Source organism: Gorillibacterium timonense (assembly GCF_001457415.1).
Taxonomy (GTDB): domain Bacteria; phylum Bacillota; class Bacilli; order Paenibacillales; family NBRC-103111; genus Gorillibacterium; species Gorillibacterium timonense.
The window spans coordinates 56,547-69,530 of the sequence record NZ_LN881719.1; the positions used below are offsets into that span (position 1 = coordinate 56,547).

16 protein-coding genes, 1 rRNA gene and 1 pseudogene are annotated in these 12,984 nt (G+C 48.7%); 13 read left to right on the top strand and 5 right to left on the bottom strand.

The features are described from left to right. Positions 1-103: 103 nt before the first annotated feature. Together rplM and rpsI are read left to right on the top strand one after the other, a co-directional pair. A complete protein-coding gene (gene rplM, locus BN2684_RS00435) occupies positions 104-541 on the top strand; it encodes a 50S ribosomal protein L13 (protein WP_058300222.1) in 438 nt (145 codons plus the stop codon). 18 nt (positions 542-559) lie between these two features. Beyond that, positions 560-952, top strand: coding sequence for a 30S ribosomal protein S9 (gene rpsI, locus BN2684_RS00440; RefSeq protein WP_058300223.1), 393 nt, complete (start codon positions 560-562; stop codon positions 950-952). A 96-nt stretch (positions 953-1,048) separates the two neighbouring features. Here rpsI and BN2684_RS00445 read toward each other — a convergent pair whose 3' ends face one another. The 3 genes and pseudogenes from BN2684_RS00445 to BN2684_RS24110 form a co-directional block, all read right to left on the bottom strand. Then, complete coding sequence (locus BN2684_RS00445) at positions 1,049-1,771, bottom strand: site-specific integrase (RefSeq protein ID WP_392388986.1); 723 nt, start codon at positions 1,769-1,771, stop codon at positions 1,049-1,051. After that, positions 1,754-1,957, bottom strand: a pseudogene (locus tag BN2684_RS25300) (tyrosine-type recombinase/integrase); the annotation flags it as partial. The pseudogene BN2684_RS25300 and the gene BN2684_RS00445, both read right to left, overlap by 18 nt. A 12-nt stretch (positions 1,958-1,969) precedes the next feature. Further along, a complete protein-coding gene (locus tag BN2684_RS24110; protein WP_159065742.1) occupies positions 1,970-2,305 on the bottom strand; it encodes an Arm DNA-binding domain-containing protein in 336 nt (111 codons plus the stop codon). Between the two features lie 401 nt (positions 2,306-2,706). On the opposite strand from BN2684_RS24110, the gene BN2684_RS00455 reads away from it, so the two are divergent. The 8 genes from BN2684_RS00455 to BN2684_RS00485 all read left to right on the top strand — a co-directional run bounded on the left by BN2684_RS00455 (position 2,707) and on the right by BN2684_RS00485 (position 9,436). Beyond that, a complete protein-coding gene (locus tag BN2684_RS00455) occupies positions 2,707-3,498 on the top strand; it encodes a hypothetical protein (protein ID WP_058300226.1) in 792 nt (263 codons plus the stop codon). 72 nt (positions 3,499-3,570) lie between these two features. Beyond that, positions 3,571-4,011: a hypothetical protein gene (locus BN2684_RS00460; RefSeq protein WP_058300227.1), complete on the top strand. Its 441-nt coding sequence runs from the start codon at positions 3,571-3,573 to the stop codon at positions 4,009-4,011. 294 nt (positions 4,012-4,305) lie between these two features. After that, on the top strand, positions 4,306-4,611 hold the full coding sequence (locus BN2684_RS00465) for a YciI family protein (protein ID WP_082651658.1): 306 nt from the start codon (positions 4,306-4,308) through the stop codon (positions 4,609-4,611). 110 nt (positions 4,612-4,721) lie between these two features. Continuing rightward, positions 4,722-4,892 carry a hypothetical protein gene (locus BN2684_RS24380; protein WP_159065743.1) on the top strand — a complete coding sequence of 57 codons (171 nt, stop codon included), beginning with the start codon at positions 4,722-4,724 and terminating at the stop codon, positions 4,890-4,892. A gap of 378 nt (positions 4,893-5,270) precedes the next feature. Beyond that, on the top strand, positions 5,271-5,963 hold the full coding sequence (locus BN2684_RS00470; RefSeq protein WP_058300228.1) for a phosphoadenylyl-sulfate reductase: 693 nt from the start codon (positions 5,271-5,273) through the stop codon (positions 5,961-5,963). A 178-nt stretch (positions 5,964-6,141) separates the two neighbouring features. Then, positions 6,142-7,344 (top strand): sulfate adenylyltransferase, encoded by a 1,203-nt coding sequence (gene sat / locus BN2684_RS00475; RefSeq protein ID WP_262360846.1) that lies wholly within the window; start codon positions 6,142-6,144, stop codon positions 7,342-7,344. Positions 7,345-7,423: 79 nt separating this feature from the next. After that, positions 7,424-8,215, top strand: coding sequence for an N-acetylmuramoyl-L-alanine amidase CwlD (gene cwlD / locus BN2684_RS00480; protein WP_058300229.1), 792 nt, complete (start codon positions 7,424-7,426; stop codon positions 8,213-8,215). A 96-nt stretch (positions 8,216-8,311) separates the two neighbouring features. Further along, on the top strand, positions 8,312-9,436 hold the full coding sequence (locus tag BN2684_RS00485; RefSeq protein WP_058300230.1) for a P-loop NTPase: 1,125 nt from the start codon (positions 8,312-8,314) through the stop codon (positions 9,434-9,436). A 75-nt stretch (positions 9,437-9,511) separates the two neighbouring features. Here the strand turns inward: BN2684_RS00485 and gerD are convergent, their stop codons facing one another. Continuing rightward, the gene (gene gerD / locus BN2684_RS00490; protein WP_058300231.1) at positions 9,512-10,204 is read right to left on the bottom strand and encodes a spore germination lipoprotein GerD; all 693 of its coding nucleotides are present in this window, start codon (positions 10,202-10,204) and stop codon (positions 9,512-9,514) included. A 219-nt stretch (positions 10,205-10,423) separates the two neighbouring features. Further along, a complete protein-coding gene (gene pdaB, locus BN2684_RS00495) occupies positions 10,424-11,236 on the bottom strand; it encodes a polysaccharide deacetylase family sporulation protein PdaB (protein WP_058300232.1) in 813 nt (270 codons plus the stop codon). A gap of 141 nt (positions 11,237-11,377) precedes the next feature. Between pdaB and BN2684_RS00500 the strand changes: the two genes are divergently transcribed. The 3 genes from BN2684_RS00500 to BN2684_RS00510 form a co-directional block, all read left to right on the top strand. Then, a complete protein-coding gene (locus BN2684_RS00500) occupies positions 11,378-11,977 on the top strand; it encodes a stage II sporulation protein M (protein WP_058300233.1) in 600 nt (199 codons plus the stop codon). Positions 11,978-12,071: 94 nt separating this feature from the next. Beyond that, complete coding sequence (locus tag BN2684_RS00505; protein ID WP_058300234.1) at positions 12,072-12,290, top strand: hypothetical protein; 219 nt, start codon at positions 12,072-12,074, stop codon at positions 12,288-12,290. Positions 12,291-12,649: 359 nt separating this feature from the next. After that, positions 12,650-12,984, top strand: a 16S ribosomal RNA gene (locus BN2684_RS00510); the annotation flags it as partial.

Consider the following 12,984-nt stretch of genomic DNA (forward strand, 5'->3'; position numbering starts at 1 on the left):
TTTCGACTGGCTTCCCACGGCCCCGAGTTGAAATAACCGCTCATCTTTACGAACCGCGAGGACCCGTTGCCGGGTCTTTAAAGAAGTTTAGGAGGATACGCAAATGAGTACCACATATATGGCGAAACCGAATGAAGTTGAGCGCAAATGGTACATTATTGATGCAGAGGGCAAAACCTTGGGGCGTATGGCTAGTGAAGCAGCGAGCATCATCCGCGGCAAGCACAAGCCGGAGTTTACTCCGAACGTTGATACCGGGGATTTCGTCATCGTCATTAATGCCGACAAGGTCGTATTGACCGGCAAGAAACTTCAAAAGAAAATGTACTACCGCCACTCTCTTTATCCGGGCGGTTTGAAAGTGACTTCCGCTCAGGACATGCTGAAGAACAAGCCCGAGCGTATGATCGAACTCGCCATTCATGGTATGCTTCCGAAGAACCGTCTCGGAGACGCCTTGAAAACGAAGCTTAAAGTGTATGCTGGATCTGAGCATCCGCATCAAGCACAAAATCCTGAAGTCTGGGAACTTCGCGGATAATAAAGGGAGGACAGTTTCATGGCACAAGTGCAATACTATGGAACCGGTCGTCGCAAACATTCGGTAGCGCGTGTGCGCCTTGTACCGGGTGAAGGACGCATCGTAATCAATAAGCGGGACCTGAACGATTACTTCGGTCTGGAAACGCTGAAGCTGATCGTCAAACAACCGCTTAACCTGACCGAAACCACGTCTAAATACGACGTCTTGGTTATCGCTCATGGTGGCGGAATGTCCGGCCAAGCCGGCGCAATCCGTCACGGCATCTCCCGCGCGCTTCTCAAGGCTGACCCGGAATTCCGTGGTTCCTTGAAGAAAGCCGGCTTCCTGACCCGCGATCCGCGGATGAAGGAACGGAAGAAATACGGCCTCAAAGCCGCTCGTCGTGCTCCTCAGTTCTCGAAACGCTAAAAACCCTTGTGTATCAAGGAATCAAGCCTCTGGCCTTTTATGGGTCAGGGGCTTTTATTTGCTTTCAGGGCATCCGTGACCATTTATTTGAACTGTTTAGAGCTCAAGGAACTTCTCAAATCGGTCTGCAGCTTTTTCCTTGGCGGCCTTAGTGACGTGGGTATATATGTTCATGGTCATCTGGATATCGGAGTGTCCCAGTCGCTCCTGAACCTCCTTGATGGATGCACCGGCTTCAAACAAGAGTGAGGCGTGAGTGTGACGAAGACTGTGAATGGTGATCGTATGGAGGTTATGAGCCTTGATCAATTCGGCCAGCTTATCGTTTGGGTATGCAAGGCGGAGTGGTGTGGAATCATCTTCGCGGGTAAAGAAATAATCATTGTCCTGAGTTCCTGTTGTAGATCCGATAGCTAGAAGGCGCTCCTTTTCGCTTGTGCGGCGTTTCTTGATAAGGGCAAGGGTTTTGTTATCGTCCAAGCTGATAATGCGCCTAGAAGCGGCTGTTTTGGAGGTCAGAGAGGTAAACCCGCTTTTGTCTTGGAATAAAGTCTTGGAGAAGTTGATCGTTTTTGCCTTTGCATCGACATCTCCCCACCTTAACGCAAGGACTTCACCTTTTCTGGCTCCTGTGTAGATCAGGAGATGGAACATAAGCTGATCTCTTGGAGTGCAATCTCGCTTAACCGCAGCCAGAAACTTTTTAATCTTGGCCTTTTCCCAATAATTTCGACTTTCAGAAGTCGGAACAGCTAAGTGCTCCTTTTCGGCCTTAGGGATCGTTGTACCTTTCATGGGATTGGTGGCCCGGATCTCCATCTTAACCGCGTATTCAAACACCTGGGAGGCATACATGCGCATGTTATCTACGGTCTTTATCTTCTTAGCTAATTTGTTGATGACTTTTTGGCAATAGCTTCGTGTAATGTCCTTCATCTTGAGCTTGCCGAAGTGGGGAAGGAGCTGCCGGCGGAACTTTGAAACCACGGCCTTCCGGGTACTCGGCTTGAAATTGGGCTAGTTCGTTTCGAACCATTGAAGGTACACCTGTTCGAAGGTGATCTGCTTGTCCCCTCCGATAAATGTCCCCTCAGCAATCTCCCTTTCCGTTTTGGCAGCGTCGTGCTGCGCTTCCTTCTTCGTCTTGAATCCCCGCTTGGTTGATGGCTTTCGCTTTCCCGTCTCCGGATTAAGCTCACCGTAATTTAAAGATTTTATGTCATAAACAAGGTTATTCATTTCAAAAACTAATCTTTCAAGTGCATTCTCATTTTTTTTAGTGTAATTACGAGCAAAAAAGTCTATTCCTGCTTTTTCAAATCCATTTGACGTAGAGGGGATAATATCCTGCATTACAAAAAACATGTTCTTAAAAATGGAATATATTATAATAAAGATCACAACATGGAAGTGTTTTAATGAGTATAATGAGCTCACATCTTAGAAATGGTATAATATAACATATTAAGGATGGATATGTATAAAACAAAATGGCGCTTATTGGAGTTGCTGCTTCGGTCTTATTCCTTTCCTTGTCTGTCCCCCATTCTAATCATGTAAAGGCAGATGTTTTGAATGTTAGGGGAAAAGTTACAAGCGATATTACCATATCCCAATCAGAAATTGATGCTTTTAAGGAAAAAATTCATCAAAGAATCACTGAAAGCTCTAGTACAACCTTATCAAAAATGAGGTAAGACAAGTTCGATAAGGAAATCTCAGTTATCGACGGAGAAAGTCACCTAATAAATGGGTTGCCCAATCTTACTGTAACAATTAATTATCGATCATATGTAACTAATACTAACGGTGAATTCTTCGCTTCTTTAAAACCAGGATATTATGATGCGGATGTATCGTTTCTAGGGCATGAAATATACAATGCGAAAATTAATATTATTGAGGGTACTAACGATGTTAACATTTCATTAAAGCAAAAGCTTGATGATCTCCCTTCAAATATGGACAACAACATGGATATGAGCAACATGGATATGAGCAAGGATATGGGCAACATGGATATGGGCACTCATAATTCAATGAAAATGAGCAATAACAACGTGAGTAACTCTACCAATTCAACTGATGTGGAAGAATGGGTTGTTCCTTATTCAGATCCGGGATCGGGTGGAGGAAGTACTTCTTGGCACGGTGTGACTGTTGGAGGAGCTTTTGGCACCGGAGCTCATGGGATTATGACATTATTAACTGCAGACGGCCATGTTTCGTGTAACAAATCCTCTTGGGATAATGGAGCCAACTTTCCCAATAACAATTCGGATTGTGCAATTGCTATCATGGATGGCCTGTTATATTTATCAGATGCTAAGACATTTTTGCCTTATTATTCCTGGTATTACTGTGTTATTGAAAGTATGAAAACAAAGGATGGAGGTGGAGCAAATATATACTGTAATCGTCAAACCGCTTTATCCGGAACAAAGCCACATGTTTCCTATTTCCAAGGATATTTGAATTTAGGCTATAATTGCTCAAGTTTCCCTATGATAAACGGTGATGAAAGACTCAATAAATATAACTTCTAGATTAAAAACTGTTATTGATTAAGAGAGAAGACGTATGTCTTCTCTCAATTTATTTCTATGGTGGGATAGAGAATGAAAAAAAAGAAAAATGTTTTGATCTTTTCATTAATCATTCTTGCTATATTGTCTGGAACACTATTCTTACTTCACCAACGAGGCAATCCAAAAGAACAAAGAAAAGAGCCGTTTTTCCTCGAAATCGGATATGAGGTTAATGATAGTAATATGCGAATTATTCATCCAAAAACAACTTTTGATCGATCGAGGCCCTTGTTACTATTGGCAGTTTTCAATAAAATTCGAGGAAACGATAATGTTGTTTCGACTGTGAAAGTGGTAAGTAAATCAACAAATCAAATTGAACAGGAATACTCCTGGAGGGAATCAGAGTATTCATCTCAAATGCAAATTTCTCTAGAGAACACCTCATGGAGTCCGGGTGAGTATACAATCGTTTGGGAACGAGATGGCGTCATAGTGGCAGATGTAGATCTGAAATTGTTACTAAAATGATTATTATTTTGGATTACTTCGCAGTGCTTGTGAATTTGCCCTGATGGCTTCGGCTGTCAGGGGCTTTTTTGTTTTCAGGGAACTTCTATGTAAAGGCCAACCCGGCGGGGCCAGCTCGTGGCGGATTTCCGCGATCATCCCGGCGGCATAATCCCAAACGCTTGGCATTTTGCTCGCTACAACCAAAAGAGGGCGTTAGGGAGGGTATAGGTTGGTTCGAATGGAATAAGATACCATCCTGTTATGGTCCCACTGAAAGCAGCGTGCTTTGGACCGACCGATTGGAGGACAAGAATGGAGTCAGATGCTTATACACGGTTTGTGATTTTGCTCAGCATGAATGAAGGTCGAGCCTTCACGGAAGATCTCATTAAGGAGCATGTCCGACACTTACGCGAACTGGATCAGCAGGGAAAGCTGATTCTATGCGGACCTTTTATTGATTACAAAGGGGGGATGGTCATCATCCAGGCGGAATCCTATGAAGAGGCCGATCAAATTGCTAGGCGAGACCCCTTTGTTTCTTCTGGGACCGAGAGCTATGAGCTGCGGACATGGGAATTATCGAACGAAGAAAACAACCACTTGGGTGCTGGTTAAAGCAATTGTACCAATTTGATCATAATTATCAGGCGAACCTCCGTTTGACACCCATCTCCCTTACATATACTGCTACTAAGAATATGGTTATTGATCGGGGGTGGTTCAACATGGAGCAGGACTTCAGAGAAATGGACCGAACAGAATTTGTGAAAACGCTTCGTTCTCATTACGGATTTGTATCGGAGAACGAAAATGATGATGATGGGGATTGGGCGATCCTTGAGCAGTGGGAGTCCTTGTTGGACGGAACATTTATGAAGAAACCCACGGTAAAATAGATACGAAGGATCAGATCGGGACCAGCATGATAAGGCAAGGCCTTGCAGCCATGAGGGTGGTGCAAGGCCTTTTTCAATTTTATTAATTGTACCTATCTGTAAGGGACCTTAGCTAAACATCGTGAATACGATAAAGTTCGTGAGTAGCATTAGCGTATTTTCAAACCGGATCCGTATGGTCCGGTAGGATGATTTCACGGATCGGAGCTTCTTTGGTTCGCATTCAAACGGTGATGATGGTCCATTTCGTTCCTCTTAGCGGTTTTAAAACAAGCCTTAGTGGGATAGTTGACAATGGTTGACAAAACCTTGATACCTTCTATAATTGAGTAAAGCGTTAAAACGCATGGGAATAGTATAGATTAGGAGGGGCTCCATATGAACCTGTTGGAAAAAGAACAGTGGATCAAACAGGCTGCCGATGAATTGGAGGGTAGGAATGCCGAAGAAGCCATCCAGGCTGCTGTCCGGCGATTTCCCAATCTCACACTCGCCTGCAGCTTCGGCGCCGAGGATATAGTTCTTGTTGATCTGCTGCATCAGGTAAAACCAGACGCAGATGTCTTCTATCTCGATACCAGCCTGCATTTTGCCGAAACCTATGAAACAAAGAATCGTCTTGAACAGCTCTACGGGAAATCATTTATTCAAGTTTTGCCTAAGCTGACTTTGGAGGAACAAGCACAGGAGTACGGAAATGAGCTGTGGTCGTCTGACCCGAATGCGTGCTGTAACATCCGTAAAGTAAGTCCCCTTACCGAAATTCTCAGTCACTACGATGCTTGGATAACGGGGATTCGACGGGATCAAGCGCCAACTCGGGCTAACTCCCGCAAGGTGGAATACGACGGTAAGTTCGGACTTGTCAAATTCAATCCTCTTGCCGATTGGACTTCCGAGGATGTTTGGGCATATATCCGTGAGCATGAACTCTTTTATAACCCGCTGCACGATCAGAATTATCCCAGCATTGGCTGTGAGAAATGTACCCGTCCTGTCCTTAACGGGGAAGACCCGCGGGCGGGGCGTTGGGCAGGCTTTGAGAAGACAGAGTGCGGCCTTCACAAATAGGTGGGGTGTACACTTAATAACAATGAGCAGCGCACGGCATTCCGAAATCGATTGACGCTGTGTCTCGATGATACACAATCAGGGTTGGCAGCGTACTTGCCGAATGAAGGGACTAGCCCGGAAAACCGATCCGGATGTCCCAAGTCGTTAAATAGATTGACGAAGTGGAGGATATGACGTGTCTGATACCCGTACCATCAAAGCCCACGGGGGCCTGTTGATCAACCGTATGGTGCAAGGCGAAGCACGAACCGAGCTGTTGAAGGAGGCGGAGAGCCTTTCCGTTATCCCGATCGACAGCTGGACGATATCGGATCTTGATCTGATTGCGGTGGGAGGATTTTCTCCTCTGACCGGTTTTCTAGATGAGGCGGATTACCGCTCGGTTGTTGAACGTATGAGACTCTCGAATGGTACAGTGTGGAGCATACCGGTAACCCTTCCTGTGGAGGAGAGTCAAGCGGACCTTTTGGCTTCAGGAGAGCGTGTGGCTTTAAGAGGGGCGGAGGACGGCATCGTCTATGCGCTTATGGAGATCACCAGCCTGTATCGGGCGGATCCTCTCTACGAGGCTCAGAATGTCTTTAAGACCACGGACGAAGCTCACCCCGGCGTGAAAAAGCTCTATTCCCGTTCGTCGGTCTATGCCGGCGGCCCCGTTTGGGTAGTGAACCGCAAGCAACCGGACCGTTTCGGCGAATTCTATTTCGATCCTATTGACACCCGCAAGCTGTTTGCAGAGAAGGGCTGGAAGACCGTTGTGGGCTTCCAAACCCGCAATCCAGTTCACCGTGCCCATGAATATATCCAGAAGAGCGCCCTTGAGATCGTTGACGGGCTGTTTCTTAACCCTCTCGTAGGGGAGACGAAGTCCGATGACATTCCGGCGGATGTGCGGATGAAGAGTTACCTGGTGTTGCTGGAGCATTATTATCCGAAGAACAGGGTTCAGTTAGGCGTCTTCCCCGCGGCCATGCGTTATGCCGGGCCAAGGGAAGCCATTTTTCATGCCCTTGTCCGCAAAAACTACGGCTGTACGCATTTCATCGTCGGCCGGGATCATGCCGGCGTAGGCGATTACTACGGAACCTATGAAGCTCAAGAGATATTCCGCGAATTCACAGCAGAAGACATAGGGATAACCCCCCTGTTCTTCGAGCATAGCTTTTACTGCAAAACCTGCGGTAATATGGCATCGAGTAAAACTTGTCCGCACGACAAGGTCCATCATATGACCCTCTCCGGAACGAAGGTGAGAGCGCTCCTACGCGAGGGAGAATGCCCTCCTCCAGAGTTTACGAGGCCGGAAGTTGCCCGTGTGCTGATCGAAGGCATTCAAGATCAGGAACGGCTTTCTCTGTCAGGCGGATCGCTCGTATAAGTAATCCTTGCTTGTCATAATTGTCCACCCTGTCCCATATAGATGAGAATGAAATCTAGGGGATGGGGTGGATTTTTTCATGCGCAGATTCAGCAAAAGGGTTGTCATCTGGACGACGCTGCAAGGCAAACTTAAACTAACGGCTTCCCTTGTGCTCCTCTTTCTCATGATTTTGGTGTTTGGCTACCAGTTGCCGTCTACTCCGGCCACGGCGAGCTGGAATATGCCGCTGTCGGGAAAAGTGATCGCGATTGACCCCGGGCATGGCGGTCCCGATGGAGGAGCGGTGAGCGGGGAGGGGCTCGTCGAAAAGGATGTTAATCTCGCCGTTGCGCTTTATCTGCGCGATTACCTCCAACAGGCGGGAGCTCTAGTCGTGATGACTCGGGAGACTGATAAGGATTTGGCGGACAGCGGGACCAAGGGCTACAGCAAACGCAAGACGGAGGATTTGGTCAGAAGAGCGCAGGCGCTAAACGAGCGAAATATTGATCTATTCCTGACCATTCACATGAACAGCATCCCTTCTCCCAAGTGGTCGGGAGCTCAAGCCTTTTATACGGCCAATCATCCCGATAATGCGGCGCTTGCCGCACTGATTCAAGATGAAATCCGGCGGAATTTGGCCAACACGGACCGTGTGGCTAAGCCTGTGGACAAGACGGTGTATCTGCTCAAAATGATGAAGGTTCCGAGCGTGCTTGTCGAACTCGGCTTTCTCAGCAACCCGGGCGAAGCCCGCAGCTTGAGTCAGCCTTCGTATCAGCAGAAGCTGGCAGCTACCGTCTACCAAGGGGTCCTCCGTTATCTGTCAGGAGAGAAGGCACCGGCTTCCGCGCTCCCGGACAACGATTCGGATTCGGCTCTTTAATTAGTGTTCTCACACTCGAGTGGAGAGCGGACGAGGTATGCTATACTGATAGGGTTAGGAAAGCGTAAACAAACGAGCCTACCCGAGGTGTTGTCAATGGTAACCAGAGAACAAATTCTTGAGGTTCTGTCGGGATTTTATGACGGAGGCTATCATCAACCCGCAGTGGAACTGGGTTTGATCCGTGATATCATGATCAAGGGAAGCAGAGTCGCTCTGACTTATGTGCTTACGGAAGAAGGGGCCAACACGGCTCTCTACAAGCATGAGATGGAGGAAGCGCTACGTTCCATCGGAGTGATGGAGCCGCATATCCGCTTTCGGCCGATCACGGAATACGAGAGAGAGGCGCTGGAGAAGAAGCTTGGCGTAAATCGACCGGTGCAGGGGTCTTCTTCACCCACAGCAGCTGAAACCGGAGATGAGGTCCATGGAGGCCGTAAAGCCGCTGGTTCTCTTCTCGATCCGACAAGCCAAACGCGCTTCCTTGCGGTTGCGAGCGGCAAAGGCGGAGTCGGCAAGTCTACCGTGACCGTGAATCTCGCGGTCGCCTTGGCCCGAATGGGGCGCAAGGTCGGTATTATCGACGCGGATATTTACGGATTCAGCGTTCCCGATATGATGGGGATTGAGGAACGGCCTGTAGCGGAAGGAGATAAGATCATTCCGGTTGAGCGCTTTGGCGTGAAAGTCATTTCCATGGGCTTCTTTGTGGAGGACAACGCTCCGATTATTTGGCGCGGACCGATGCTTGGGAAAATGCTGCAGAACTTCTTCCAAGAGGTGGAGTGGGGAGAGCTCGATTACCTGCTGTTGGATCTCCCGCCAGGAACGGGGGATGTTGCCCTGGACGTTCATCAGATGCTGCCGGGAAGCCAGGAGATCATCGTGACGACTCCTCATGCCACTGCGGCGTTTGTGGCGGCTAGAGCGGGCGCTATGGCACTTCATACAGGCCATGGGATCGTTGGAATTGTAGAGAACATGTCCCATTACGTTAACCGCCTGGGTGAAGTGGAATACGTGTTTGGCCGCGGTGGAGGAGCAAAGCTGGCCGAGGAGCTGCACACGGAGCTCTTGGCGCAGATTCCGCTCGGAGCGCCGGACAATGCGCCGGCCGATCCGGATTTTTCACCCTCCGTCTACAAATCGGATACGGAGACAGGACGCCTATACGACCGTCTGGCGGAACAAGTTGCATCGAAGCTCGAGACGGTATAAAGCACAGGACCTCAACCGGATTTGTCCAGGTGGGGTCCTGTTTTTCTGTTTGACCTGCCTTCCATTCGCCGGCGCTTAACTACTGGAGCCGCTCTGTCCTTGTCCCTGCTGGTTGTTTTCCTCTTGTCCGCCTTCGCTTCCTCCCCCTTTATCCCCGCTCGGCTTCTGTTCTGTCGCCTTCAGTTGATTTGCACTTTTTGGCTTCGTTTCCTGTTCGATGGCTTCTCCCATCATTTCCACGAGCTGGGCCCGAAACATCGGCGAGGAAAGTGATTCCTTCATGACGGTCATCATGGTTAGGCGAAATTGCTGTCCCTTGATCACATTTTCAACGATCTTGGTATATTCCGGATCCTTCATCAGCTGGATGAGTTCTTTTTGGTACTCGGGATCCTTCATCAGGTCTTTTTGGAGCTGCGTATTTTGCGTCTGAAGCGCTTTGGCGAAAGAGGCGGCAAAGGCCGGATCGGTGAAGGTCTCTTCAATCAGCTTCACCCCGTCCGAGCCGGTAAGAACATTTTTGACGGTTTCCTGAATTTGACCGCCTTGTTCGGAGGCAAGCAGCCGGAAGCTGCTGCTTTTGCCGGAGGATTGCTGAAGCTGCTGCATGGCTTCATCGCTTTTCAAAATATCCATAACCATCGTCTTCGTATCCTTGTAGCTTTGCCCCTGATCCCCGGAGGACTGAGCGGGAGCACTGCACGCTGTTGTGAGAAGGAGAGTGACCACGGCCGCAGCCGCGGATGCTTTCTTGGGAATGGCCTTCATGGATTCTGCGCTCCTTTCTTTGCGGATGTCCTGACTGTAGTATTTGCCGGCACAGGGCGATTATCAGCGGGAGGAGTCGCTTTTTTCTGAGAACGTTGGTACAATTAGCAAGGATAAATCTAGTTGTGCGATTTTCCAGTGAACCCAAAAAATAACCGTTTGTACCCCGGAAGAAAAAGGGTACAAACGGATTTGGCGGTTGAGGCAGCTTAGGCATGATTATGGAGTGGACGTGGGAGAGGGCGATGCGGCGGGAAGAGGCTTGACGACCTGATCCCGAACAGGTTCTTCCTGCAAATCTGCTTGATGAATGAGACCGGAGACCGTAACAAAATCATAACCCTTGGCCCGAAGCTGATCGATGATGGCGGGCAGCGCTTCAAGATTGTGCTTGGCGGAGTCGCTTGCATGGAGGAGTACGATATCCCCTGGGTGGACTCGGCTTACGACCCGATCTACGATGGCGCTCGCGCTTTTGTCCATCCAGTCTTGGGAGTCCGTATCCCATTGGATTACGGTATAACCGAGGTCGTCAGCAATCTTCAGCACTCGTTTGTCAAAATCGCCGTTAGGCAGTCGGAGGAGTTCGGGCTGCTTCTTGATCGAGTCGGTTAGAATGGCATGGGCGGTTTGGATTTGGTTGCGGATCTCATCATCGGTGAGCGTGCTGTAATTCAGATGCTTGTGTCCGTGGCTGCCGATTTCGTATCCGTTCTTCACCAGCTTATCGACGACCTTTTGATGGCTCTTCGCCCAAGGAGAAGAAAGAAAGAACGTAGCGTTCTTAACCCCTTTGTCTTTCAGTGTGTTCATGATGGGCTCCGGGAGCTTGTCTCCCCAGCTGATATCAAAGGTCAAAGCCACAACCTTTTGATCCGTTTTCACACTGTATACGGCAAGCGGTTGCTTTTCGGCGAATACCGTTAGATTCTCCTTTTCGACATAGATGATTCCGGCGCCAAACAGAAGGGCTACAGAGATTACCAAAGCTTGTTTGATTTTTCTTCCGTTCCATACATAGAAACCATTCATTCTTGTTCAACCTCCTGGAGCCCGCGGGGCGGATTGCTTTTTATTACCGAGTGTATGCTTGTACCGCGGGATTAAGACCGGAAGGTTGAGATTCAGACCATTACCAGAGAATTGAGCAGAAAGCGAAGGGAAGGACCTACCGTGGGGCTGCAGCAGCTTATTCAGCATATGAAGGGACTGCGTAAATACATCATCGTATCCGCATTGATCTTTGGATTGGGTATCCTATTGGGATGCATGAACCGCTATGAGGGAGTTATGCAATCGACATTGAGCGAAATGGCCGATTTGACCAAGGCCGCCGAACAATGGCCGAATTATGAGCTTGGGCTCTTCTCCATGCTCTTGCTTAATAATATCAGCGCGCTGCTTTTTGTCCTGTACGGAGGGGCATTTTTTGGCCTCTTGCCTGTTTATTTTCTGATATTGAACGGTATGGTGGTCGGCCATATGGTCACTCAAGAAATAGCGAAGGGGTCGGGCTGGGAGTATATCCTCAGTATCCTGCCTAACGGGATCTTCGAATGGCTTGCCATTATTCTCGCTTCTGCCTATGGGATTCGATTCGGGTTTCTGCTGCTGGACGGCTTGATCAGTCTTCCCAGCCAAAAAGGAAGAGCGCGGGTGAAGGTAAGCTTTACAGCCTTTTTCCGCTCGCTGATTCCGCTCATGGGCTTGCTTCTCCTGCTGCTCTTCCTTGCTGCGGGCTTGGAGGTCTTTGTATCTTCTCGCTTATTTTGATTACACACTCATAAAAATTTCCAGAGTTGAGCATAACTATAAGACATGCCTCAAGCGCGCACGATCATCAGGCCGGAAGGGGACAAGTCGGGTTATGCTCGGTTTTTTGTTTAATGACAGAGAATGCCGCGAATTGGAGTATATGCTGCGCAAGGAGCTTGATGAAATGACGTATGATCTGAAGGACGACCAGTTGAACCGGGAGATACGCTCTGCGGTAGAGGGCCGGTACAAAATCGTCTTCCGGATGTATGCCCGTCTCGCATCCCCGCAAGAAATCTCGCGTTATGCGCGAAATAAAATCCGCTCGTAACCCCATGGGGGCGCGGCGAAACAGCCCTTATCAGCTGCACCCCAAAAAAATTGAAGCAAAAGCTTGACTTCGAAACGGGTCGTGTGGTACATTAATTCTCGCCCTTTCGAGGCAGACGAATCTGCAAGAGAGAAGGCACACGGTTCATCAAATGCAAGCTTTCAAAAAAAAGTACTTGCAAAGATAAGAAGAGCTGTGATATGATATAAGAGTCGCCGCAAGAAAGCGACAAAAGAAAATGCCCTTTGAAAACTGAACAACGAGTGGTAAGGACGCGACTTTCGGACTTCGGTTCGGGAGACGCACAAACAAACACGCAAGTGTTAAAGAATGAGCTTAAATGAAACGATCTATAAACTTTTATGGAGAGTTTGATCCTGGCTCAGGACGAACGCTGGCGGCGTGCCTAATACATGCAAGTCGAGCGGAGCTTGTCTGATTCTTCGGATGACGGTAAGCTTAGCGGCGGACGGGTGAGTAACACGTAGGCAACCTGCCCTCAAGACTGGGATAACCTCCGGAAACGGAAGCTAAGACCGGATACGTTCTTTCTGCCGCATGGTGGGAAGAAGAAAAGCGGAGCAATCTGCTACTTGAGGATGGGCCTGCGGCGCATTAGCTAGTAGGTGAGGTAATGGCTCACCTAGGCGACGATGCGTAGCCGACCTGAGAGGGTGAACGGCCACACTGGGAC

What these genes read in the sequence shown, in the direction of transcription:
- BN2684_RS00485 (WP_058300230.1), top strand. Translation starts at nt 8,312, where the DNA reads ATGGTAACCAGAGAACAAATTCTTGAGGTTCTGTCGGGATTTTATGAC.
- BN2684_RS00460 (WP_058300227.1), top strand. Translation starts at nt 3,571, where the DNA reads ATGAAAAAAAAGAAAAATGTTTTGATCTTTTCATTAATCATTCTTGCT.
- pdaB (WP_058300232.1), bottom strand. Translation starts at nt 11,236, where the DNA reads ATGAATGGTTTCTATGTATGGAACGGAAGAAAAATCAAACAAGCTTTG.
- BN2684_RS00470 (WP_058300228.1), top strand. Translation starts at nt 5,271, where the DNA reads ATGAACCTGTTGGAAAAAGAACAGTGGATCAAACAGGCTGCCGATGAA.
- BN2684_RS24110 (WP_159065742.1), bottom strand. Translation starts at nt 2,305, where the DNA reads ATGCAGGATATTATCCCCTCTACGTCAAATGGATTTGAAAAAGCAGGA.
- rplM (WP_058300222.1), top strand. Translation starts at nt 104, where the DNA reads ATGAGTACCACATATATGGCGAAACCGAATGAAGTTGAGCGCAAATGG.
- rpsI (WP_058300223.1), top strand. Translation starts at nt 560, where the DNA reads ATGGCACAAGTGCAATACTATGGAACCGGTCGTCGCAAACATTCGGTA.
- BN2684_RS00505 (WP_058300234.1), top strand. Translation starts at nt 12,072, where the DNA reads ATGCTCGGTTTTTTGTTTAATGACAGAGAATGCCGCGAATTGGAGTAT.
- BN2684_RS00465 (WP_082651658.1), top strand. Translation starts at nt 4,306, where the DNA reads ATGGAGTCAGATGCTTATACACGGTTTGTGATTTTGCTCAGCATGAAT.
- gerD (WP_058300231.1), bottom strand. Translation starts at nt 10,204, where the DNA reads ATGAAGGCCATTCCCAAGAAAGCATCCGCGGCTGCGGCCGTGGTCACT.
- BN2684_RS00445 (WP_392388986.1), bottom strand. Translation starts at nt 1,771, where the DNA reads ATGGAGATCCGGGCCACCAATCCCATGAAAGGTACAACGATCCCTAAG.
- cwlD (WP_058300229.1), top strand. Translation starts at nt 7,424, where the DNA reads ATGCGCAGATTCAGCAAAAGGGTTGTCATCTGGACGACGCTGCAAGGC.
- BN2684_RS24380 (WP_159065743.1), top strand. Translation starts at nt 4,722, where the DNA reads ATGGAGCAGGACTTCAGAGAAATGGACCGAACAGAATTTGTGAAAACG.